The following is a 20,253-nucleotide window of genomic DNA, read 5'->3' as shown; positions in this document are numbered from 1 at the left end:
GAAATAAGACAAAAATATCTATTCTGTAAGATAGATTTCCCTCTGGAATGATGAAATGAGATGACTGAAAATATAGATAAAAACAAAGATGAAAAATTGTCTAAAACATCCATGGGTAATACAGATGTAGTAGATATGCTTCTAAGTAAAAATAAAGAACAGACAGTAGATTTTGAAACTATGATCTTGGAAACACAAAAACGTGTTTGGGGATCCCTCAAAAAAGGTTATGAGTATTCTGGAATGGCAGATGAATCTGAAAAATTTCTAAGAAAAAATGTGTTTTTAAAATTGGATATGGTTGTCTTGTATGTGGATTTGGTAGGTTCCACTACGATGACATTGGAAATGCCTGCTGAAAAAATCGCAATTATCGTTAGTTCATTTTCACAAGAGATGGCTGCAGTTATTAGACAACATCAAGGTTATGTGTTAAAATTTGTAGGTGATGCAGTAATTGGATATTTTGTTGCAGAAGGTAACTCATTATTGGCTGCAGATAATGCAGTAAACTGTGCAAAATCAATGATAACCGTTATTCAAAAAGGAATTAATCCAATTCTAAATCAATATGATTATCCAGATCTAATGGTGAAGATTGGAATAGATTTTGGGCAAAATATTGTAGTAAGATATGGTTCTGATGCAGAGCAGTCCCATGTTGATTTGATGGGACCTGCAATGAATATTGCTGCTAAAATACAAAATATCGCTAAACCAAATCAAATTTTGATTGGAAATGATGTATATCAAAAATTACATCCAACATCTCAAAAAAATTTTTTGCAAATAGTTTGGAAAAATAACGAATGGAAATATAGATCTAGGCTAACAGGAGAAATTTACAAAATTTATGAATTTAAAGGATAATTTTAGATAAATTTCAAACTGTAAATTTTTCAGGACATTCAACATGCTCATAATGGTGCTCTGTGAATTTTTCTTGAACTACGTAAATCACAATTTTGTGCAGTTCTCTTTCTTCAATGTCTTTTTTACATTTTAGACATGTCTTTTTTGACTCCATTATGCGTACTAGCGATCTAAATATGGAATCTATAAGGATCAGCGATCAGCTCAATTTGATAAAAAACGACTGAGGTTTTACAAAATAGTATATCAAACGCCTAAAGCAATGCAGAAATATGGCAAATAAGGGGATTTAGTATGGATAATTTGATAATTAACCATCTTCAAAACCTTTACGGGCTCAATCCTAATATCCCACACATGGCATTCCAATTCCCAAGGTTGCCTCCGGGCATAACCAATCCAATGTTCAAGATTTATGAAAATCCGATGAAAGAGCAATTTCTAAAGAATGCAGGAACACTAAATCAAAAACTTCAAGGATTTCAACAAATGTACCAACAACATGCTGCCGGATTACTTACAATGAGCTCAGACGTAATGCCTCCAGGACATCCACTTTATACTAGACATAATTCTGTTGAAACACTTCAAAATGAAAACGACAAATTATTGAAAGAGAATTTAGAGTTAAAGAAAAAACTAGATAAAGAATCAAATTCAAAAACACATTAAAAATAATTTTTCCACGTATTTTTAGTAAGAATCCTTATTAGTTTAATAAATCAAGCCCGTTTATGACAAAAACACCTGCTGATAAATGGAAAGATGCTATAGTAAAATATAGAAAACAATGTCAAAGCATTCTGAAATTATCTGACAGTATTCGTTATGCCGGAGTAATCAACGCATATGGCAGAACGTTGACTGGCATAATCAAACCAGATCTAAAACCATTATTAAAATCTGAACAAGTCAAAAATGAATTTTTTATCATTTCTACTTTAATGTCATTAAGAAAAGAAACAATTGGCACGGTCGGAATATTAGAACATGTTATATTGCAACATCAAAACGTTACAATTGTTATTTTGCAAAAAAAGGATGTTACATTCTATGTTTCTATTGATAGAAAAGAAAAAGGTTTAGAACAGATAATTTCGTCGATTAAGAAAATCATCTAATAGTTGTATTTTAATAATATTCAAGGCTTAAAGTAATATGAATAAATCATTAGGGGATTATAATATAGAAAAATCATCTTCACATAATATTAAAAATATTGTGTGGACGAAAAAAAAGTCAACAAACATTGAAAAAATAAATAAAAAGAATAATCCCGATAAAAAATTCCAAAAAAATTCCTATAAAAATATCATTTATAGTATTAATCCCAAATCAAAATCCCCTATTAAGAAAGTTTTCAAAATAGAAGAAATTTCAAATACTGAAAAACTAAAAAATAAAAAGAATAATCCCGATAAAAAATTCCAAAAATCATCTGCATCAAATTGTAACATCAAACAAGGTTTTAAAAGACCAGGAAGGTAAATTTTTCAATGTACATAAATCAATATTAAGATTTATGAAAAATAAAAGATTCAGATTATTCTTTTTATTAAAAAGATAATCTAAGATGGTGTAAATCCGTGATATCCGCCTGTTTGTTGATCCTTGTCTTCAAAGTTTGGCTCAAACAATGAAATTAGGTAGTCATCAGGATCTAAAATTACTGCATTTTTGCCGGCATCCCTTTCTACAATATCTCTATGTATTCTTACACCTTTTTCTTTTAATTCATCAATTGCAGATTGAACATCGCCAACAAGAAATCCTATTGTTATTCCATTATCAATAGAACTTCCAACATGCTGTGCAGTTAAAGATGCAGGATGTAAACTCAACATGGCTCCGGAAGTACCTAAATCGACCCAAGATCTTCTTTGATTTTTTATTGGTAATCCTATGAGTTCATGATAGAATTGTATGGATTTGTCAATGTCTTTTACAGCCAATATGACATTTCCAACTTTTTTGATGTTCACAGATATGCTACCTCAAAGTTGTTTAAATCCTTTTTATTGGACTTCAACCATGGTTTCAGTTCTTTCTACTCCGCTAATTTTCTGAATAAGAGTGGCCACGTCTTTAATCTGACTGAGTTGTTTAACATCAATTATGGCAACTGCGTCAAATTGACCGCTTGTAGGGAACGAATCTGAAACAGAGGATATTTTTCGAAGTCTGGCCGCAATGAGCTTTTTTGGGGATTTTACCAAAATTATTGCTCTTACCATCCTAAATTAACCTCCACTTCAATTAATGTCTCAGTCGTAACAATATCTTTAATTTTTTTAAAATCAATTACCATTCCATTAATTTCGTCAATATTGCCCTGTAAAATTACACTAATGTCTGCTCTGCCTGTAACGACCATGATTTGTTTGACAATCTTTCGTTTTTTCTTTAAAATTTCAACAACAGTATCTACTTTACCTGGTTTTACTGTAATAAGACACAATGCACGCATATGTTGTATATGTGATGGGATCGGATAAAGATTCCTAGTCGAAGGCTTCTTGAGATCTTGCTTCTTCTAGGTATGCCCGTCTTTCTTCATTGACTTTTTCTTGATCAATTTCAATATGGTCATCAACTATGACAATGCCCATATCGCTAATGGGTTCTTCTTTAGATTTTTTACTCTTTGATTTTGTGATTTTTGTTTTGGGTTTTGATGTTTTTACTATCTTTGTAGTTTTAGATTTAGTTTTCTTAGAAGGTATTTTTTTAGTCTCTTTTTTTGTAGCTTTTTTGGTAGCCTTTTTTTCAGCCATGAATGTCGAAAAACAAGAGTTTGCCTTGTTTTTAAAGATTTTGTATGATTGTATATCGTTCATAATTATAGAAATTAAATCAAAAGTAATTTTTGGATTATTTTGACGATGTGAAAATCACTCAATTTTGATAAAAATAATTGAAAATATTATTCATTGAAATCCATACAGAACATAATACGATGCCAGGGGCGGGATTTGAACGCGCGACAGCCCGGTCTTCAGCCGAGTGCTCTCCCAGGCTGAGCTACCCTGGCACTTAGAAAAATGCAATCAGTTGAGGAATTAAAGTTTGTCTTCTTACCTCGATCAGTGATTAGTACTTTCTTAAAACCTTCAAGATAGGTAACTTTCAATGATCTTGTGTTTTCTGCCAACATTGTCCCGTCATTGAAAAACGATGCTTATTTGTTGACACATGTGACTGTCAACAAATCTTACTAAGAAAATATTTTTCAACACACTATTTTTTAGAAATTAATTTGATTTGTCAAAATGGTTGTCCTTTTGAATAAACATCTAAAATATGCGTTCGTTTGAACAAATATTTCTTATATCTTTTCCCAAAGATAAAGGATCTCAAAAATACCAAATCTCATTAAGTCATGATTACTGTTCATACATGCAAAAAATAGTTAATTAAATTGAGTATGTGCAAAAACGAGGCGATATTGAATTCTTACATAAAAAATAGAAAAGAGAATTTTCATCCCCTTCCCATTGCGGCATATTTTCCCTTGCGACCTTTGACAAAAAATGCAGTGGCAATTCCACCAAACACACCAGTGGATAAAAGCAGTGCTCCTAGAACTCCATCTAATGCAAACATGGGGGTTCCAGAGCCTGTATGTGGATTTTCTTTGGCCATTCTAACTCGTTCCTGTGAGAGTTTCATCAAGTCATCAAGCCCAGTTTGCCCCTGACTTGGAATGTATTGTGCGAATGCAAGGCTGGCAGAAGGCAATATCAAAAGGCTCAACATCACTCCTGCTACAATGATTGTTTTCTTTTCACTCATTGATACAACTACGTGAAATTCACATAAAGCGTTTGATGAAATTATTATTTCACTAATACTTACATACTATGTTGTCATATGATATGTTGTCTATGAGCAATGACAATTTACATGCAGGTAATTCTGTAAATATTTTTTCTTTGGATGATGAAAAATTAAAAATTTTAGCCAAAATTATCTCCAACAAATCCAGCATAGAAATTTTGAATTTGTTATTTTATAATGAATTGACTGCAAACGAAATTGCACAAAAAACAAACATGTCTCTGCAGCTTGTAAAGTATTATTTGGATAAAATGCAACAGATTGGATTGATACAAATTTCCAAGATTGAAAAAAACTGCAAAGCACGAAACATGAATTATTACAAAACATCCAATCTTGCAATAATAATAACTCCATCAAAGATTACTGAGAAAACAAAACAAAGTAAATTGTTGATTCGATCCTTTAATTCTATTTCTAAATTCTTTGGAATGGGAATTGTTTCAGCAATAACTGCACTTTCATTAGTTATGGTTACAGCAGAAAGCAGCCTTCTTAATCCTATAAAAAATTGGTATTCTGATTTTAGTTTGCCTGTAAAGATTTCTGGAACTGGACTGGTCAATTCTGTTGATGAATCACTATATATGGCAAAAACAAAGGTGGATTCCGTAGTCTCAAATCCAAGTGCAGGTTCTGGAACCCCTTATTTTGATCCATATTCCAGTTTGTTAGATTTTACAGGTTCTGATTTTACCATTGCAATGCTTGCATTTGCAGGAATCGGTGCTGCATTATCATTTGTGGTTTTTAATCGAGTAATTGGGAATTTTCAAAAAAACATTCTAGATTCTGCTCAAAACTAAAATCTACAAATTATTTTACAAATTCTGAACCAATCTGTTATGTGAATTGTAATATTCACATTGTTTCAAATATAGTATTTTCACATTCAACTCTTATTGTATGATATTCTTTTTCAAACATAAATGAACTGCAACAGCATCCAAATGTCTCCGTAGGGTCCATCTTAGTTTCAGTTCAGACGAACAATTTTTCTTCAAAGGTTCTAAAAATAATCATGAAATATGTAAAAAATAGATACTGTTACATTATAGGGATACTTTGCAGATCAGATGTTATCCGAGATAAATAATTTCCATGGACTCAAACATGAATAATTTTTTTATTCTCCATCTATTAGAAAAATGGTGGGTGAAACTTGAGAAATAAAATAGGAATAATTATCAATAGGTTGGTTTATGGTTTCACTTTTGCTTTTTTGTATCAAATTGTCATTGGAATAGCCACATCATTACTTTCGTTACCGTTAACTGGCAACATTCAAGATCTTATATCTGGAGTTGAACAAATAGATTCACAACAGGGTCCTTGGCTAGTAGCATGGTGGATAATTTCTACAATTATAATCACAGTTATGGCACTAATGATAATTAGATATAAAAAATATCTATCTCCTTACAAGGATGAAAAAAATATTGAAGTTCCACCAAGAATCACTATAGTCACAGCAATAATTATTGGTGCTTTGATTTCTTTCTTGTTCTTCTTACTAGATTCTATAATTGGATTAATTATAAAATCTGGGACTGCAACTGATGTAGAGGCAATTTATCAGGCAGCAATTGTGGGTGATTTTGTCCCATTAGTAATCAGCATTATCTTTTCAATAGTTGCAGGATTCATTATTGTGGGTGTAGCTGGCAAGACATCAAAAGTTAAAGAAATGACAAAAGATATCGGACTGCAAGATATTACAAAAATTTCAAAAATTCTCAACAAAACAATGACTCAGAAAACATCATTAGCAGATACAATTGGACACAGTCCTGGCGCGCTTATTCATGTTGGACAACAAAGAGTAGAAAATGTCAGAATAGACATAGTGGAATATGATCCTGAAACAATTACAGAAAAAAGTGATGTAAAAATTGAAGAATGTTTAGAATCCAAAGACAAGCCAAATGTTTCATGGATAAATGTAATCGGCATACATGATCCTAAAATAATTGAAGCGTTTGGAAATAGTTTTGAAATTCATCCTCTTCATCAGGCAAATATTATGAATACCGAATTAAGACCCTCAATTGAAATTTCTGACAATTACATTATGATCATGTTGAAGATGCCTCACTACATAAGCGAAACAGGAAAGCTAGAATTGGAGCAAATTTCAATAATTCTTGCAAAGGATCATGTAGTGACATTTCAAGAAATTGAGGCTGATTTTTTTGATCAAATTAGAAAAAGACTTAGAAGTAAAACAGGTACAATTAGGAATCTCAAAAGTGACTATCTTGCATATGCAATTATTGATGCAATTATTGATAGTTATTTCCTTGTTATAGAAAAAATTGGCGATATTACTGAAGAATTAGAAGAAGAATTGATGCAAAATCCTACTGCAGAAACTATGCAGACAATTCAAACATTGAAACGTCGAATGATATCTTTGAGAAAATCAATCTGGCCTGCTCGTGAAATTATTGATTTCCTAGTGAGGGATTCTACAATATTGATTTTAGATAATACTAGAACTTATTTGAGAGATGTTTACAATCATGTAATTCAGGTAATTGATACTATCGAAGGATTACGAGATGTGATTGGAGGCATGCTTGACACATATCTGTCCAGTGTTAGTAACCGTACGAATGAGGTGATGAAGACACTTACAATAATTGCATCTATTTTCATACCCATTACATTCATAGCTAGTATCTATGGTACCAATTTTGTATATGTTCCAGAATTACAATGGGAAGGAAGCTATTTTTCCATGTTAACCGGAATGGCTGTTGTTTCTGGTATGATGATATTGTGGTTTAAACGAAAGAAATGGCTTTAAGGATGCCATAAAAAATATTATTATCTTCATATTCTTTATTTCTTAAATCTCAGTTTATGGAATAACATTGCTTATCATTGAACCCCGCGATTGGTTATTATGTATGAAATCAATTATGGTGATTTTTCTATTTTTTTCTGTCTTTTCATGAATTTATCAACCATATCTTCAATCTGTTCATCGGCAATAAGTACTCGTTCTTGTAATTTTTTATTTTCTTTAATTTTGATCATCACTACAATAAAAGAAAAAACTGATGTAACACTACCGATAATTGTAATTATCAAGATCAAATCCAATGAGGCATTTACTTCGTGTTCTAAAATAGAATCTTTTCCATTTGATGCCTCCAAATTATCAGGATCTACTTCCAAGGCTTCATCAAAATATCTTAATGCGTCATCATACCGTCCTAGGTTTTCTAAAACATTGGCTTTTCCTAGCAAGCCTTCCACATTATCTGGATCCAATAACAACGCTTTGTCATAAAGTTGCTCCGCTTTGATGTTTTTATTTTCTAGGAAATTCAACTCTGCCATCCCAAGCAGTACCTGAATGTCATTTTCGTTGATTTCCATCAGATCAGTAAAAACATCTCGTGCCAATGCATATTCTTCTATCTCCAAATACACTTGACCTTTCTCATTTAATGCAAAGATATTGTCTGAATCTAATTGAAGTATTTTATCAAGTAACTCAAGGGATTTATCATATTGATTAATACCAGATAATGCACTTGCTTTAGCAATCATTGCAGAAATGTTATTGGGCTCTCGTTCTAACACTATATTAAAAAATAACATGGCATTATCGTATTGTTGTTCTTTGAGTAGTATGTTCCCGTTTCCAACAAGTGCAACAGTATTATCTTTATCTACTTTCAAAACAGAATTAAAAGAATCCAAGGCATCTTCATATTGTTTAAGATGGTATTGTGCGGTCCCTTGACCATTTAATGCAAGGATGTTTTTAGGTTCAAATTGCAAGGCCTTTTCAAAATTTTGAAATGCTTTTACATATTTTCCCTGAATTAGACGAATATGTCCTTTTTCAATTAATGCGTTGACATTTTCTGGATCTCCTGCTAAAATTTTATCTAATTCAATAATTGCATCATCATATTGTTTATCCATAAGAAATTTTTTAGCATTTTCTAATAATGTTGTTTCATCAACTGTTTGTGCATATGCAATTGGAATAAAAAATCCAATAGAAAATAATAAAAATAAATATTTTTTAATCATCAAATCCAATCCCATACATTATCAAGCTCAGTTACCTCATTCCACTTATCTGTGTTTTTTAATTAAATTCTTGGGTTATAGGGTTTTCATTTTATATGGATTTCTCTAATTAGATCTACCTACAAACCTTGTTACGACAAATACGAACCGTAACTCTTAGATTCAATCAATTCAAGTTATTTATTTTAAAGTTAGGTTATTTTAGATTCAATCACATAAAGACTCAAATCTTTTTACGATAATTTCAGTTCACTAGATATCCTTTAATGCGGTTTTTACAACTTTTCCAGAATGACCTGATTAATCTTTGTTAGAAAACGTCTGCGAAAGTTTATCTTTTTAGATCTTCCAGAGAATGTCGTCTTTACCTTTTCGCTTATTGATTAATCGTCCCATTACAAAAAATAAATCAGATAATCTATTAAGATATATGATACAATTTGAATTAATTTCATCTTTTTCACTTAATTGGACTATTTGAGTTTCGGCCCTTCGCACAATTGTTCTTGCATAATGTAATTGTGCACTCGCAATACTTCCTCCAGGTAAAATAAAATTGGTTAAAGGAGGCAGTTCGGATTCAAATTTATCAATTGAGCGTTCTAAATTTTGAATCATTTCTAGTGTAACTCTATTTTTAACATCATTTAGATTGGGGTTTGAAAGATCGGCTCCTACCAGAAATAAATCATTTTGGATTTTTGTCAAAAGTTTTCCTATATCGTCATCTAGAATGTTTGTCAAAACTATTCCTAATGCGGCATTGACTTCATCCACAGCACCATATGCAATTATTCTTGGATGAGACTTTGATATTCGAAAATTTCCTTGAAGACCTGTATTTCCATCATCTCCAGTCTTTGTGTAAATTTTCAATAGTTTTTCATCTCAGAATGACCTATTATGTGATTCGAAAATAAAATATGAAAATTCATTAGGAGAAAACAATTATTTCATTTTATCATGATAGTAGATTTCTTAAAAACTGCAGCAAATCTTAAAAAAATTTCAAGACAGGGATGGATTGACAAACTTTCGATAGATGATTCGGAATCAGTTGCAGATCACACGTATTCAATGGCAATTATGGGTATGGTATTATCTGACTTGAAAAATTACGATACAGAAAAAATACTCAAAATGGTTTTACTTCATGACTTGGCTGAAGCAAGAATTGGAGACTATACACCAGATCAACTAAGCAAAGAAAATAAAAAAGAGTTAGAAAATAATGCATTCAATGAAATTATAGAAAAATTACCTGAAAATATTAAATTCAATTATTCAGAAATTTGGAAAGAATACCAAGATGACATATCTAAAGAATCTATGTTAGTTCATCAGATAGACCGATTAGAAATGACACTTCAAGCCAAAATATATCAAAAAGAGGGTCACTCAAAAGATAAATTGAACTCGTTTTTTGAATATGCAAAAAAAGACATTGTTGATCCAACTCTGAAAGAATTATTTACAAAGATTGTGGACGAGAATTAATTAGAAAATGTCTGAAAAAAATAAGGATGAATTAATTGATGCTCAAAAACAAGTTATTGGAATTTTGTTTGAAGTGATAAAGAGATTACAATCAAACAACGATCTTGATGACGAATATTTTAAAATCATCTCTGAAGAAATTAAAGATGAAACCCGTCTTAAACAAATTTTAAATGAAAGATCCGAAAACGCCAAAATTGTTGGAAGACTGCTAGAACAGTTAGAAATTTAATTTCCACAACCACAGTCATCATCAGAGATAATTCTTAGATGTGCTGTCTGTTGGTATTTGTCTTGAACATAACTTGAAAGATTAGCAATCCGTATTCTTGATTCTTTTTTAGTCCAACTACCTTCATTCTCAAACCAAAATTCAATTTCATCAACATCATATCTCTCATTATTCTCAACAAGATTTTGAAAAATAGATTTAATCACTGAAATATCCGATTCGGACAATTTTGATTTGTCTTCAATCATTGTAGTTATTTCATTTAATTTTATGATGACATTATTTGTCAATGGCATATTAGCAAAATAACTAGGATTCTATAACTATCTTTTGTAGCGAAATTGTTTTTATAGCAACTCAATAATTTGAGAACATGCAATATTTTCAGGCATTAAAATTAGGACAAAAAAGAGTCGCAGAAGCAAGAGCGTATCTAAATACATTAACAGACGGACGTGCTATGCCTGCATTGGCCTTGGCAAGTACAACTTCAAATATTTGGCAACCTGTTGGAGAAGAAAATCTATATGCATTTGTAGATGAATCTGCAGGATTTGTTTTAACTGATAACAGTGGTTATATTCTAGCATTAGTTGACAAAACAGGTTCTTCTAAAACAATTGTTCAAGGGGTAACTCCTAAACAAAAAGAAAATTTGGAGAAAGTATTCAAGGCAGATAATATACCAAAATTTGAAGGAAAGGTGATTCTGCCGGTATGATCATTACCGATAAAGAAAAACGTAACCTTTAGTTATCATTATACTGAGTGATATAAAATGAGCAAATTTTCTCAAGAAATTGAAGTTAGTGGTCATTTAATTGATTCATCAATTCTAACTAAGATCTTTGATAAGATTATGGATTTGCATGGAGAATTTCAAGTAGAAGAAATCAACATTGGTAAAAGAAAAAAAGATCAATCATATGTCAGATTATTAGTTAAAGGTAAAAATCAAAAACATTTAGATGAAATTTTAGAGACAGTTTATCGTTTAGGTGCAGTATCCAAAATACAAAAAGAAATTACATTAAAAAAATCTCCAAAGAATTATGTGATGCCTGATGATTTTTACAGTACAACAAACAACCACACGCAAGTTTTCTATAAAAAAAGATGGATTCAAGTAGAAAATATGATGATGGATAAATGCATTGTAGTTAAACGAAATAGAGCGTTTTGCGTTCCAGTTAGAGATGTAAAAAAAGGGGATCAGATAATTGTTGGAGAAGAAGGAATCAAAATTACACCTCCTGAACGTCCAAGAGAAGGAGTCAATGTTTTTGAATTCATGGGAAGTTCAAGCTCTAGTGAAAGACCAACACAACACATTGCAAAACAAGTTGCAGATGATATCTATGAAACCAAAAAGAATGGTGGAAAAATTGTCATAGTAGGCGGTCCTGCAATTGTACACACTGGTGCCGATGATTCAGTATCTGAATTAATAAGATTAGGCTATATTGACGGGGTATTGGCGGGAAACGCTCTAGCAGTTCATGATATTGAATATGCAACATTAGGAACGTCTTTGGGAATGAATGTACACAATGCTACTTTGGCATATCATGGACATAGAAACCATATGGATACAATCAATGCCGTATTCAAAGCAGGTTCTATTGCAAATATGGTGAAAACTAAGAAATTGAAAAAAGGAATAATGTACGAATGTATAAAAAACAAAGTTCCTTTTGTACTTGCAGGTTCCATTCGTGATGATGGACCTTTACCCGATGTCATTACAGATGTTGCTCAAGCTCAAAGAGAGTATAAAAAAATTGTAAGAGATGCAAGCATGGTTATCATGATTTCAACAATGCTTCACTCCATTGCAACTGGCAACATGCTTCCAGCTAATGTCAAGGTCATAGTAGTGGATATCAATCAACCTACAGTAACAAAACTCATGGATAGAGGAACATGGCAAGCTTTAGGAATTGTTTCTGATGTTGGTGCATTCCTGCCATTAGTTGCACATCAACTTAGAAAAAAGAAAAAATTAAGGTAATAATCGAGGATGCAATAAGTGCATTCCGTCAGCATCAAGTTCAATTGGGTGAATTTGTTCACTGTGTTTTATCCCTCTCATTTTTGTAATTTGGATAGTTCTTTCCATTGTATCACCTGTTCGTGTATGACGTAGTTGAATAATTCCCGAAGTTACAAACCATTCCAAAGGAATTTCAGAATGATCTGAATTTTCAGATAAAATTAAACTTGTCACACCAAAATTTTCTAGTGCCTGAACCATTGCTTGCAATCCCTGCCTCATACTAAATTTATCTGAATATTGAATTGATAAAATAGTGACAGAATCGATTACAACTCTTTTTGCTTCAATGCGTTTAATACTACTTAGAATTAATTTTGTCAAATGTTCAAACGGCAATTGTTCTCCTCTATAAAGAGAATCATCTTTTCCAATTAACTCCTCTTGAATTTTAAAGGGTCTGGCGTCAACCATTAAAATTTTATCATCTGAAATGAGATTGTCAAAATCCCAACCGTATGATTTGCAATCATCTTTAATCTCTCGGATATTTTGAGACATGGTTACATAAACTCCTGGTTCATCGAAATCTTTAGCGCCAGAATGGAGAAATTGTAGGCCAAATGTTGTTTTTCCGCTTCCTGCAGGACCAGAAACTGTCACAGAGCGCCCCGACTTCATTCCTCCAGAAATCACCGAATCTAATCCAGGAATCCCTGTCTTTACTTTAGAGTATGTCGCATCCATATCAATAAAGAAAATAACGTAAATTTTCTATATAAAGAAGGGTACTAGTTTAAGTCTTACAAAAAACAAGAATGTTGTTTTTACAAATGAATGTTTTTAGAATTTGACCACAACGATTCAAATAGTAATTTCATTGCATATACCATTGAATTAGAGTTTGTCCACATAGCAAATGGTTCATCTGGAGACATTGCATTTTTAGTAAAAAACAGCATTTCAAAGTCATCTTTTACGATAAAACACAGATGATTTTTTATGTCGTTATGTAATTTTTTGATATTTTTTCTCTCTAAATCATCAAATATGTATGTAGTTTTATCAGAACACCCGCTTAACAATCTAAATTTTTGTTTTGACTTAACAAAAGATTCAAGAAAATCTCCATGATATAATTTAAGATAATCTTTTTCAGATCCTAAAATCAAAAATTCATCATTATGACTATCTGTCATTTCAGTAATTTTTGAATGTATTTGGTTAGAACCCTGCAACATCTGGAATTTTTCTTCCACATCTGAATCTATTGAATTAAACGTAGGTATATTGTCCCATAATTTTGATAACCCTTGCTCCATTCTTTCAAGAGATTTTACTCGTTCTTTTTCTGCGTTAACTAATATCCATATTGCTTTGTTTAATGGTAATGCCGTGAATTGTATTGGATGTTGAAAAGTTGCAGAAACAATTCCTTTATTTTGTAATGCAGAAAGTAAATGATATGTTTCTGTTCTTGGTAATTTTAGAGATTTGCACACTTCGGGCGCAGTTTTGGAACCATATTTTCCAAGATAGATGAAAACTTTACTTTGATTAGAAGTCAACCCATATTGAAGTAACTCCGTTTGAACTTTTTCAACAGATAGTTTGTATTCATACATTTTGGAATCGGGAACGGAATCAAATACGGATTCTTGAGTATCTTTTACCATCTTTTTTCAGGATCTTCATTAAGAAAACACTAAACTATATTGTAGTAAAGCTAAATTTGTTAGATCGGCTTGATCGTTTTTATCTATTTTGAACTCAAAATAAAAAATATCCAGGCATGAATATTGATTTAATTTAGAAATACACTTAATTTTTGTGGAAAATATGGGTTTTTAGTTGATCTGTTAGCCCGAATTTATCTAATGCATTCATATATAATGTTACACAAAAATATCATGAATTTTATGAAATAACAAATAACTCCAATCTCACTTTTGTGTCTTTTATCTCAAATTTTAGTAATATCATATTAGCATATAAGAAAAATTCTCCATAATTCAACACGTTTCCCCCCCTAACACGGAATTATAGTGACACTTGAAATCAATCCATAGTTTAACTAAAAAAATCATTAAAAAATATGACAAAAAGAAAAGACTTTTTCATTTCATTTCAAATATAGTTCATCATATGCAAATCTAATGGATGGAATTACTCCCTGACTATCATGTTGTAGGAATGGGTCTAGCTTTGATAATGTTAGTGGTTGCATCAATTATCGATGTTTGGAAAAGAGAAATACATGATTACTATTGGATCGTATTTGGCATTGTAGGGTTTTTACTCATATTTTTAAGCCCTGATTTAATGTCTGATTTATTTACATTAGGGTTTGCATTAATTATTGCGCCAATTGTAATTTTGATGTGGAGAATAGGTCTATTTGGTGGTGCTGATGCTTTTGCACTTATAGCATTAGCAATTATTGCGCCAATGGCAACATTAAGTGAAAACCCAATCACACCATTTACAACGTTATCCAACGCAGTCATATTGTTTGTTATTCCATTCATTGTTAATGTTTTGAGAAATACGATAGCACATCTAAAGGGGAAAAATATTTTTGAAGGATTTGATGAAACAACTGGAAAAAAAATTATTGCCATATTCATGGGGTATAGAGCAAAAAATCCAAAATTTGGATTTTCAATAGAAAAAACTAAAAAAGGTAAAAAAAGGTTAGATTTGAAATTACATCATGCAGAAAACCACGAGTTTTGTACTAAACCCGACACTTGGATTACTCCAGGAATCCCTTACCTCCCATTAATCACAGGAGGATTTCTAATTCAATTGTTTTTTGGCGACATACTTCTAGGCACATTTCTGGGAATGTGATATTTAGGAATAAAACATGATGTAATACAATATGACATACTTCCATTAATGTCTAAAAAATCTTCATACATTCTTAATGGATGTGATTAATACCAATAAAACGCATTCCTCTTTAGGAATTGAAAATACAATCAACAAACTAAATCTAATGATTATAGATTATTATTTTACAGTTGAAGAAACAAAAATTTTCTTGTTTTTAAATAAAAATGGCATTGAAACAGCTTCAAATATATCAAAAATTCTGAACATTCCAAGAACAGAAACATACAGATTATTATCCACATTGCAACGAAAAGGAGTTGTTTTCTCCACTTTTAGTAAACCGACCAAATTTAACGCCGTTAGAACAGAAGAAGTATTAGAAATTCTATCGAATAAAATAAGAAATAAAATTGCACAGATCGAATCCGAGACAAGAAGAAATCATTTAACAATTAATAGCAGATGGGAATAAAATTCAAAAACAATAATTTTACATTTAACTTTTACGTATTAAAAAACTGAATAAATAATACGTTCGTTTTAAATTAAAAAAAACATACTATTTTTCATGAGAATACTTGGGAGTATCAAATACTTGTCAGGAATAATTACATTAATGATTGCAATTACAATTTCCCCCATATTTGCAGAAGTTACCGATATTAATGTTAGTCCAGATTCTGTTTACAAAGGAGATCAGATAAAATTTTCTGGAAATGTTGAAAAGAATTCTAAGGGATTGGTGACAATTGTTATTCGTGATCATGATGATGAATTCATTCAACTTACACAAGCATCAATAAATCATGATTACTCATTTGACAAAATTATAAAAATTGATGACAATTTTTCTGAACACGGAGTGTATAATGCAACTGCATTCATTCTTAACATGACAAAAGGCATCACAACAAGTTTTAACGTTTCATTAAACGGCATACCAATAATTTTAGAGGATGCAAAAAAAAATATTGATGTGGAAGAAGAATCACCCGTTGAAGAAGAAAACAAAAACACCATAGATGATACGCCCCTTATTGATGCAAGTGTTGAAGAATCTAAAATTGCAGATTTTGTTGACCCAAACAAAGATCCACAACATTACATTGATCGATATTATACCGAGGCTTTATACAAATCATGGTTTGATAGAAACTATCCTGGGTTAACTATTGAAGAGGCAGTAGGGAAAGAAAACAAAATCAATTCTACAGTACAAGAATTCGTAGATAAAAAAATTATACCAGAAGCTGAAGCGTCATCTATTGTTCATGATTCACAACAAATTAGCAATAATTCGGAAATAGCAGAAGTTTCTCTTGCTATTGCAGGATTGGGGATATTGTTCGGAGCAGTTATTGGAATCAAGAAAAAAGTAGATGGCAATTCAAAACAAATTTCAATCAATAAAAATACAATAAAAAAAATTATTCAACCAATAATTGGTTTAAATCCAAAAGATATCCTTCAAACTAGACTGGTCAAAGGGGAAATCACTTTAGATGAATATGACCAGATAATATCAAAATTAGATTAGTTGGGAGTCATCATAGAATTTTTTTGAGATTGTGAATCTCTCACAGATGTTGTTTGAATATTGTCAAAAAATGTTTTAATCATTTCAATTCCTGCAACAACTTTTGGAGCATTATGCTCTACAAAGGCTATTTTTTCAGAATTAGATTTTGGTTTGTTATCAAGATAATTTTGATACACTTCTGAACCATTATAATCCACATAAGCAATTCTTGCACTAAAATCAGTTCTTTCCAAAACTAGACTATCTCCACCCACAATTGCTGTATGGTAGGGATGTACTATCAATGATTCAGATAATTTCTGAGATGTAAGAATTTTTGATTTTTCCAAATCAGCTGCGTAATAATTAAAATCTGCTAAAAGATAGAATGTCGCATCGGGTTTTGTAGCTGTCACCCCCTTAATAGAAGATAATCCATTGTATGTGTATTCTCCCATTATTTGATGAATGCTGCGAGTAACTTCAAAATACTCTTCCATTTCTTTACTTATTTCAAATCCTGCAACTGCCGCATGTTGAATAGGGGTTGAAACTGCAGTGTATTCGGTAGCAAGAATTTTTTTGAATTGGGTACTCAGATCTACTGTATCTTGAGGAAAAATCACATAGCCTAAACGATATCCGCCTGCAGCATGAGATTTTGATAATCCGTTTGTTACAAATGTGCCTTCAGGGTAAATTTTTCCCATGCTTACAAATTTTGGAAAATCATATGTTGTTTGTGCATAAATTTCGTCAGAGATTACCGTGATATTTTGCTCTCTGCACACATCAGAAATTTCTTCCAGTTCCAATTTATTATAAAGTAACCCAGTAGGGTTATTCGGATTATTTAGAATCAGAATCTTTTGTCTATCATGTAATCGTAAAGCTAGTTTTTTTAGAGATGTAGGAGATATTTTTTTATTTGATCTAGTTGGTAACATATGGTAGTTTTTCTTCAAATATCTAATTTGTGGAAGATATCCTAGCCATGCAGGAGTTGGTAAAATTACTGTTCCATGCAAAATTTCCAATAAATTAAAGATCAATTCTTTTGTTCCAGGACCGACATGAATTCGTTCAGTTGAGACATCCATTCCAAAATAATGTTTGTTATACTTCGATATGGCATCACGTAATTCTGGAATTCCTGATATCGGTGCATATGCACCCTTACATGCATTTTTTACTAATGCATCTTGGATTAATGTAGGTACTGGGAACGGCGATTGTCCAAAAGCAAAACCGTAGAATCCAAAACTGCATTCAGGATGAGGGCAATCAGAATGAAATTCCTGCAAAAATGTGTTTAATTTAAGATTTTCAGGCATCTCGATATCTTTAACCTGCTGATCAACTACAAATTTCAATAATCAATTTTCTCACATGCAGATTTAGGTGTAAAACGTTAATCAGAAAATATCAATGTGTGAATTTTATCAACCTAATTCACGAATTTCATCTAAAACATGAGGATTTTCAAGTGATGATAAATCTCCCAGTTCCTTTCCCAACAATTTTGATTTCAACAGTCTTCGCATAATTTTACCTGTTCTGGTTTTTGGCAATTCAGTTAACCTGAAAATATATTTTGGTTTTGCAACTTTCCCTATTTTTTCAGAAATATAGTTTGAAATTTCTGATTCGAAATCTATGTTGGGTGTTTTATCTGTAACAACGAATACAACGATGGCCTCCCCAGTAAGTTCGTCCGGAATTGCAATTGAAGCCGCATCTGAAATATTATCATGTGAGATTACTGTGTGTTCAATTTCCACTGTGCTCATACGATGGCCAGATACATTAATCACATCATCGGTTCTTCCACGCATATACCATAAATTATCTTCATCTACATAGACATAATCTCCATGAAACCAGATATTTTCAAATCTAGACCAGTATGTTTCAAGATATTTAACATCATCATTTAACAAACCTCGAGTCATTGCGGGCCAAGGTGATTTGATAACCAAATATCCGTTTTCTCCCTTTACAGAATTACCATCGTCATCAAAAACATCAATATCCATTCCGGGAACTGGAATTCCCACACTAGATGGTTTTAATTTCATTCCTGGAAATACTGACAACATTGCACCACCAATTTCAGTTCCTCCAGATAAATTCATGATAGGAATTTTTTTATTGCCAACTTTTTCAAACAACCACCACCACGAATCTTCATCAAGAGGCTCACCCGTAGTAGGAATATTTTTGATTTTATCTAATGAATGTGATTTCAACGGTTCTACATTATTTTTTTTAAACAATCTAACAGCAGTTGGGGATATTCCAAAGATAGTCGCATTGTAATCTGACATCATTTTCCAAATTCTATCAGATGTTGGAAAATCAAGTGCGCCGTCATAAATTACAGCACTCGCCCCCATGATCAAAAGTCCATAAACATTCCATACGAGACCTGTGATCCAGCCTATATCTGCAGGCCAAAACAAAATATCATTTTCATGCGTATCAATCAGATAGGCAGATTGATGACCCGCAAATACTGAGAAACCTCCATGACTGTGAATTACACCTTTGGGATTACCCGTAGTGCCTGAAGTATATAATATAAACAAAGGATCTTCTGAATCCATTACCATAGTATCACACAAGTCCGTCTTATCAGACACGATTTTTTTGAATGAAATAGTATTTTCAGATTCAATATATTTGTCAATCCCTTTGTATGATACAACTATGATTTTTTCAACACTGGTATTTTTTACTGCATTTTCCATTATTTGTTTTTGAGAAATGGGTTTCCCTTTTCGATGAAATCCGTCTGAAACGAATAGAATTTTTGCCTTACAATCTTGCAAACGTACATGTAATGATTGTGAGCTGTATCCTGAAAAAATAGTTGTTTGAACTGCACCAATCTTAGAAGCAGCAAGAATTGCCAGTATTGCCTCTTCAATCATCGGAAGATAAATTGCAATAACATCTCCTTTTTTTATGCCAAATGATTTTAGAGCATTAGCAAGTTTAGATACTTTAGAATCCAATTCTGAATAAGTAATTTTTGATGTTCGACCATCTTCTGATTCAAAATAATATGCTATTTTTTGTGGATTTGATTTTGCAAATTTTTCTACGGACGATTTGTAAATGTTTGTTTTTCCACCTACAAACCATTTCGACCATGCAATACCCTTTGACATATCGAGAGTTTTTGTATAAGGTTCATCCCAAACAATTCCTATGTCTTTATCAACAGATTCCCAATACCACTCTAAATTATCTTTGGCCTTATGAGATAAATCGTCTAAGGAAGAGATATTGTGTTTTTTCATGAATTGAAAAATATTTGATTCACGAATTTGTTTTTCAGTTGGGGTAAATTCAAAATTGGACAATACTCAATTTTATGAAAACTAAAAGGATGTAAAAAGATTTTTT

General features: G+C 31.7%; 26 protein-coding genes and 1 tRNA gene. 13 read left to right on the top strand and 14 right to left on the bottom strand.

Going from position 1 to position 20,253, the window contains the following annotated elements:
- Window positions 1-60 precede the first annotated feature (60 nt).
- The gene (locus K5783_RS03610) at window positions 61-870 is read left to right on the top strand and encodes an adenylate/guanylate cyclase domain-containing protein (RefSeq protein WP_297472169.1); all 810 of its coding nucleotides are present in this window, start codon (window positions 61-63) and stop codon (window positions 868-870) included.
- 13 nt (window positions 871-883) lie between these two features.
- Here the strand turns inward: K5783_RS03610 and K5783_RS03605 are convergent, their stop codons facing one another.
- Window positions 884-1,027 (bottom strand): hypothetical protein, encoded by a 144-nt coding sequence (locus K5783_RS03605; protein WP_160049216.1) that lies wholly within the window; start codon window positions 1,025-1,027, stop codon window positions 884-886.
- Between the two features lie 140 nt (window positions 1,028-1,167).
- Between K5783_RS03605 and K5783_RS03600 the strand changes: the two genes are divergently transcribed.
- The 3 genes from K5783_RS03600 to K5783_RS03590 all read left to right on the top strand — a co-directional run bounded on the left by K5783_RS03600 (window position 1,168) and on the right by K5783_RS03590 (window position 2,361).
- On the top strand, window positions 1,168-1,545 hold the full coding sequence (locus tag K5783_RS03600) for a hypothetical protein (RefSeq protein WP_297472168.1): 378 nt from the start codon (window positions 1,168-1,170) through the stop codon (window positions 1,543-1,545).
- Window positions 1,546-1,607: 62 nt separating this feature from the next.
- A complete protein-coding gene (locus K5783_RS03595; RefSeq protein ID WP_297472167.1) occupies window positions 1,608-1,994 on the top strand; it encodes a hypothetical protein in 387 nt (128 codons plus the stop codon).
- A gap of 37 nt (window positions 1,995-2,031) precedes the next feature.
- Window positions 2,032-2,361 carry a hypothetical protein gene (locus K5783_RS03590; RefSeq protein ID WP_297472166.1) on the top strand — a complete coding sequence of 110 codons (330 nt, stop codon included), beginning with the start codon at window positions 2,032-2,034 and terminating at the stop codon, window positions 2,359-2,361.
- Window positions 2,362-2,441: 80 nt separating this feature from the next.
- Here K5783_RS03590 and K5783_RS03585 read toward each other — a convergent pair whose 3' ends face one another.
- The 6 genes from K5783_RS03585 to K5783_RS03560 all read right to left on the bottom strand — a co-directional run bounded on the left by K5783_RS03585 (window position 2,442) and on the right by K5783_RS03560 (window position 4,665).
- Window positions 2,442-2,855 carry a VOC family protein gene (locus K5783_RS03585; RefSeq protein ID WP_109877057.1) on the bottom strand — a complete coding sequence of 138 codons (414 nt, stop codon included), beginning with the start codon at window positions 2,853-2,855 and terminating at the stop codon, window positions 2,442-2,444.
- Between the two features lie 33 nt (window positions 2,856-2,888).
- Entirely contained in the window at window positions 2,889-3,107 is a 219-nt protein-coding gene (locus tag K5783_RS03580) for an Lrp/AsnC ligand binding domain-containing protein (protein WP_109877058.1), read from the bottom strand.
- Window positions 3,101-3,340, bottom strand: a complete 240-nt coding sequence (locus K5783_RS03575) for a hypothetical protein (RefSeq protein ID WP_297472165.1) — start codon at window positions 3,338-3,340, stop codon at window positions 3,101-3,103. The genes K5783_RS03580 and K5783_RS03575 overlap by 7 nt, the downstream gene beginning before the upstream one ends.
- Window positions 3,341-3,374: 34 nt before the next feature.
- A complete protein-coding gene (locus K5783_RS03570; protein ID WP_297472164.1) occupies window positions 3,375-3,647 on the bottom strand; it encodes a hypothetical protein in 273 nt (90 codons plus the stop codon).
- A gap of 183 nt (window positions 3,648-3,830) precedes the next feature.
- A tRNA-Phe gene (locus K5783_RS03565) sits at window positions 3,831-3,904 on the bottom strand.
- Between the two features lie 449 nt (window positions 3,905-4,353).
- Window positions 4,354-4,665, bottom strand: coding sequence for a hypothetical protein (locus tag K5783_RS03560; protein WP_297472163.1), 312 nt, complete (start codon window positions 4,663-4,665; stop codon window positions 4,354-4,356).
- 92 nt (window positions 4,666-4,757) lie between these two features.
- On the opposite strand from K5783_RS03560, the gene K5783_RS03555 reads away from it, so the two are divergent.
- A complete protein-coding gene (locus tag K5783_RS03555; RefSeq protein WP_297472162.1) occupies window positions 4,758-5,516 on the top strand; it encodes a winged helix-turn-helix domain-containing protein in 759 nt (252 codons plus the stop codon).
- A gap of 356 nt (window positions 5,517-5,872) precedes the next feature.
- On the top strand, window positions 5,873-7,519 hold the full coding sequence (gene corA / locus K5783_RS03550) for a magnesium/cobalt transporter CorA (protein WP_297472161.1): 1,647 nt from the start codon (window positions 5,873-5,875) through the stop codon (window positions 7,517-7,519).
- Window positions 7,520-7,632: 113 nt separating this feature from the next.
- Here corA and K5783_RS03545 read toward each other — a convergent pair whose 3' ends face one another.
- Both K5783_RS03545 and K5783_RS03540 read right to left on the bottom strand, forming a co-directional pair.
- Entirely contained in the window at window positions 7,633-8,763 is a 1,131-nt protein-coding gene (locus tag K5783_RS03545) for a tetratricopeptide repeat protein (RefSeq protein WP_297472160.1), read from the bottom strand.
- Between the two features lie 339 nt (window positions 8,764-9,102).
- Window positions 9,103-9,639, bottom strand: coding sequence for a cob(I)yrinic acid a,c-diamide adenosyltransferase (locus K5783_RS03540; RefSeq protein ID WP_297472159.1), 537 nt, complete (start codon window positions 9,637-9,639; stop codon window positions 9,103-9,105).
- Window positions 9,640-9,726: 87 nt separating this feature from the next.
- Between K5783_RS03540 and K5783_RS03535 the strand changes: the two genes are divergently transcribed.
- Window positions 9,727-10,260 (top strand): HD family hydrolase, encoded by a 534-nt coding sequence (locus K5783_RS03535; protein WP_297472158.1) that lies wholly within the window; start codon window positions 9,727-9,729, stop codon window positions 10,258-10,260.
- A gap of 7 nt (window positions 10,261-10,267) precedes the next feature.
- The gene (locus tag K5783_RS03530) at window positions 10,268-10,492 is read left to right on the top strand and encodes a hydrolase (RefSeq protein WP_297472157.1); all 225 of its coding nucleotides are present in this window, start codon (window positions 10,268-10,270) and stop codon (window positions 10,490-10,492) included.
- Here the strand turns inward: K5783_RS03530 and K5783_RS03525 are convergent.
- Complete coding sequence (locus K5783_RS03525; RefSeq protein WP_297472156.1) at window positions 10,489-10,788, bottom strand: hypothetical protein; 300 nt, start codon at window positions 10,786-10,788, stop codon at window positions 10,489-10,491. The genes K5783_RS03530 and K5783_RS03525 overlap by 4 nt on opposite strands.
- A 77-nt stretch (window positions 10,789-10,865) precedes the next feature.
- On the opposite strand from K5783_RS03525, the gene K5783_RS03520 reads away from it, so the two are divergent.
- Together K5783_RS03520 and K5783_RS03515 are read left to right on the top strand one after the other, a co-directional pair.
- Window positions 10,866-11,213 (top strand): hypothetical protein, encoded by a 348-nt coding sequence (locus K5783_RS03520; protein WP_297472155.1) that lies wholly within the window; start codon window positions 10,866-10,868, stop codon window positions 11,211-11,213.
- A gap of 57 nt (window positions 11,214-11,270) precedes the next feature.
- Window positions 11,271-12,503, top strand: a complete 1,233-nt coding sequence (locus K5783_RS03515) for a TIGR00300 family protein (protein ID WP_297472154.1) — start codon at window positions 11,271-11,273, stop codon at window positions 12,501-12,503.
- Here the strand turns inward: K5783_RS03515 and K5783_RS03510 are convergent.
- Window positions 12,495-13,232, bottom strand: a complete 738-nt coding sequence (locus K5783_RS03510) for an ATPase domain-containing protein (protein WP_297472153.1) — start codon at window positions 13,230-13,232, stop codon at window positions 12,495-12,497. The genes K5783_RS03515 and K5783_RS03510 overlap by 9 nt on opposite strands.
- 80 nt (window positions 13,233-13,312) lie before the next feature.
- Window positions 13,313-14,161 (bottom strand): TrmB family transcriptional regulator, encoded by an 849-nt coding sequence (locus tag K5783_RS03505; RefSeq protein WP_297472152.1) that lies wholly within the window; start codon window positions 14,159-14,161, stop codon window positions 13,313-13,315.
- A 484-nt stretch (window positions 14,162-14,645) separates the two neighbouring features.
- Between K5783_RS03505 and K5783_RS03500 the strand changes: the two genes are divergently transcribed.
- From K5783_RS03500 to K5783_RS03490, 3 genes are all read left to right on the top strand, one after another.
- Window positions 14,646-15,338: an A24 family peptidase C-terminal domain-containing protein gene (locus K5783_RS03500; RefSeq protein WP_297472151.1), complete on the top strand. Its 693-nt coding sequence runs from the start codon at window positions 14,646-14,648 to the stop codon at window positions 15,336-15,338.
- 82 nt (window positions 15,339-15,420) lie between these two features.
- A complete protein-coding gene (locus tag K5783_RS03495) occupies window positions 15,421-15,795 on the top strand; it encodes a helix-turn-helix domain-containing protein (protein ID WP_297472150.1) in 375 nt (124 codons plus the stop codon).
- 96 nt (window positions 15,796-15,891) lie between these two features.
- The gene (locus K5783_RS03490; RefSeq protein WP_297472149.1) at window positions 15,892-16,860 is read left to right on the top strand and encodes an SHOCT domain-containing protein; all 969 of its coding nucleotides are present in this window, start codon (window positions 15,892-15,894) and stop codon (window positions 16,858-16,860) included.
- Here K5783_RS03490 and K5783_RS03485 read toward each other — a convergent pair.
- Both K5783_RS03485 and K5783_RS03480 read right to left on the bottom strand, forming a co-directional pair.
- Window positions 16,857-18,215 (bottom strand): pyridoxal phosphate-dependent aminotransferase, encoded by a 1,359-nt coding sequence (locus tag K5783_RS03485; protein ID WP_297472148.1) that lies wholly within the window; start codon window positions 18,213-18,215, stop codon window positions 16,857-16,859. The two genes, K5783_RS03490 and K5783_RS03485, sit on opposite strands and share 4 nt — an antisense overlap.
- A gap of 69 nt (window positions 18,216-18,284) precedes the next feature.
- Window positions 18,285-20,147, bottom strand: a complete 1,863-nt coding sequence (locus tag K5783_RS03480) for an AMP-binding protein (RefSeq protein ID WP_297472147.1) — start codon at window positions 20,145-20,147, stop codon at window positions 18,285-18,287.
- Between the last annotated feature and the right edge of the window lie 106 nt (window positions 20,148-20,253).

The organism is Nitrosopumilus sp. (assembly GCF_025699125.1).
Lineage (GTDB): Archaea > Thermoproteota > Nitrososphaeria > Nitrososphaerales > Nitrosopumilaceae > Nitrosopumilus.
This window is presented reverse-complemented; position numbering and strand designations above follow the sequence as displayed.

What these genes read in the sequence shown, in the direction of transcription:
- K5783_RS03525 (WP_297472156.1), bottom strand. Translation starts at nt 10,788, where the DNA reads ATGCCATTGACAAATAATGTCATCATAAAATTAAATGAAATAACTACA.
- K5783_RS03590 (WP_297472166.1), top strand. Translation starts at nt 2,032, where the DNA reads ATGAATAAATCATTAGGGGATTATAATATAGAAAAATCATCTTCACAT.
- K5783_RS03515 (WP_297472154.1), top strand. Translation starts at nt 11,271, where the DNA reads ATGAGCAAATTTTCTCAAGAAATTGAAGTTAGTGGTCATTTAATTGAT.
- K5783_RS03575 (WP_297472165.1), bottom strand. Translation starts at nt 3,340, where the DNA reads ATGCGTGCATTGTGTCTTATTACAGTAAAACCAGGTAAAGTAGATACT.
- K5783_RS03580 (WP_109877058.1), bottom strand. Translation starts at nt 3,107, where the DNA reads ATGGTAAGAGCAATAATTTTGGTAAAATCCCCAAAAAAGCTCATTGCG.
- K5783_RS03600 (WP_297472168.1), top strand. Translation starts at nt 1,168, where the DNA reads ATGGATAATTTGATAATTAACCATCTTCAAAACCTTTACGGGCTCAAT.
- K5783_RS03595 (WP_297472167.1), top strand. Translation starts at nt 1,608, where the DNA reads ATGACAAAAACACCTGCTGATAAATGGAAAGATGCTATAGTAAAATAT.
- K5783_RS03510 (WP_297472153.1), bottom strand. Translation starts at nt 13,232, where the DNA reads ATGGATGCGACATACTCTAAAGTAAAGACAGGGATTCCTGGATTAGAT.
- K5783_RS03560 (WP_297472163.1), bottom strand. Translation starts at nt 4,665, where the DNA reads ATGAGTGAAAAGAAAACAATCATTGTAGCAGGAGTGATGTTGAGCCTT.
- K5783_RS03610 (WP_297472169.1), top strand. Translation starts at nt 61, where the DNA reads ATGACTGAAAATATAGATAAAAACAAAGATGAAAAATTGTCTAAAACA.
- K5783_RS03530 (WP_297472157.1), top strand. Translation starts at nt 10,268, where the DNA reads ATGTCTGAAAAAAATAAGGATGAATTAATTGATGCTCAAAAACAAGTT.
- K5783_RS03545 (WP_297472160.1), bottom strand. Translation starts at nt 8,763, where the DNA reads ATGATTAAAAAATATTTATTTTTATTATTTTCTATTGGATTTTTTATT.
- K5783_RS03535 (WP_297472158.1), top strand. Translation starts at nt 9,727, where the DNA reads ATGATAGTAGATTTCTTAAAAACTGCAGCAAATCTTAAAAAAATTTCA.
- K5783_RS03605 (WP_160049216.1), bottom strand. Translation starts at nt 1,027, where the DNA reads ATGGAGTCAAAAAAGACATGTCTAAAATGTAAAAAAGACATTGAAGAA.
- K5783_RS03480 (WP_297472147.1), bottom strand. Translation starts at nt 20,147, where the DNA reads ATGAAAAAACACAATATCTCTTCCTTAGACGATTTATCTCATAAGGCC.
- K5783_RS03500 (WP_297472151.1), top strand. Translation starts at nt 14,646, where the DNA reads ATGGAATTACTCCCTGACTATCATGTTGTAGGAATGGGTCTAGCTTTG.
- K5783_RS03505 (WP_297472152.1), bottom strand. Translation starts at nt 14,161, where the DNA reads ATGGTAAAAGATACTCAAGAATCCGTATTTGATTCCGTTCCCGATTCC.
- K5783_RS03520 (WP_297472155.1), top strand. Translation starts at nt 10,866, where the DNA reads ATGCAATATTTTCAGGCATTAAAATTAGGACAAAAAAGAGTCGCAGAA.
- K5783_RS03490 (WP_297472149.1), top strand. Translation starts at nt 15,892, where the DNA reads ATGAGAATACTTGGGAGTATCAAATACTTGTCAGGAATAATTACATTA.
- K5783_RS03570 (WP_297472164.1), bottom strand. Translation starts at nt 3,647, where the DNA reads ATGGCTGAAAAAAAGGCTACCAAAAAAGCTACAAAAAAAGAGACTAAA.
- K5783_RS03555 (WP_297472162.1), top strand. Translation starts at nt 4,758, where the DNA reads ATGAGCAATGACAATTTACATGCAGGTAATTCTGTAAATATTTTTTCT.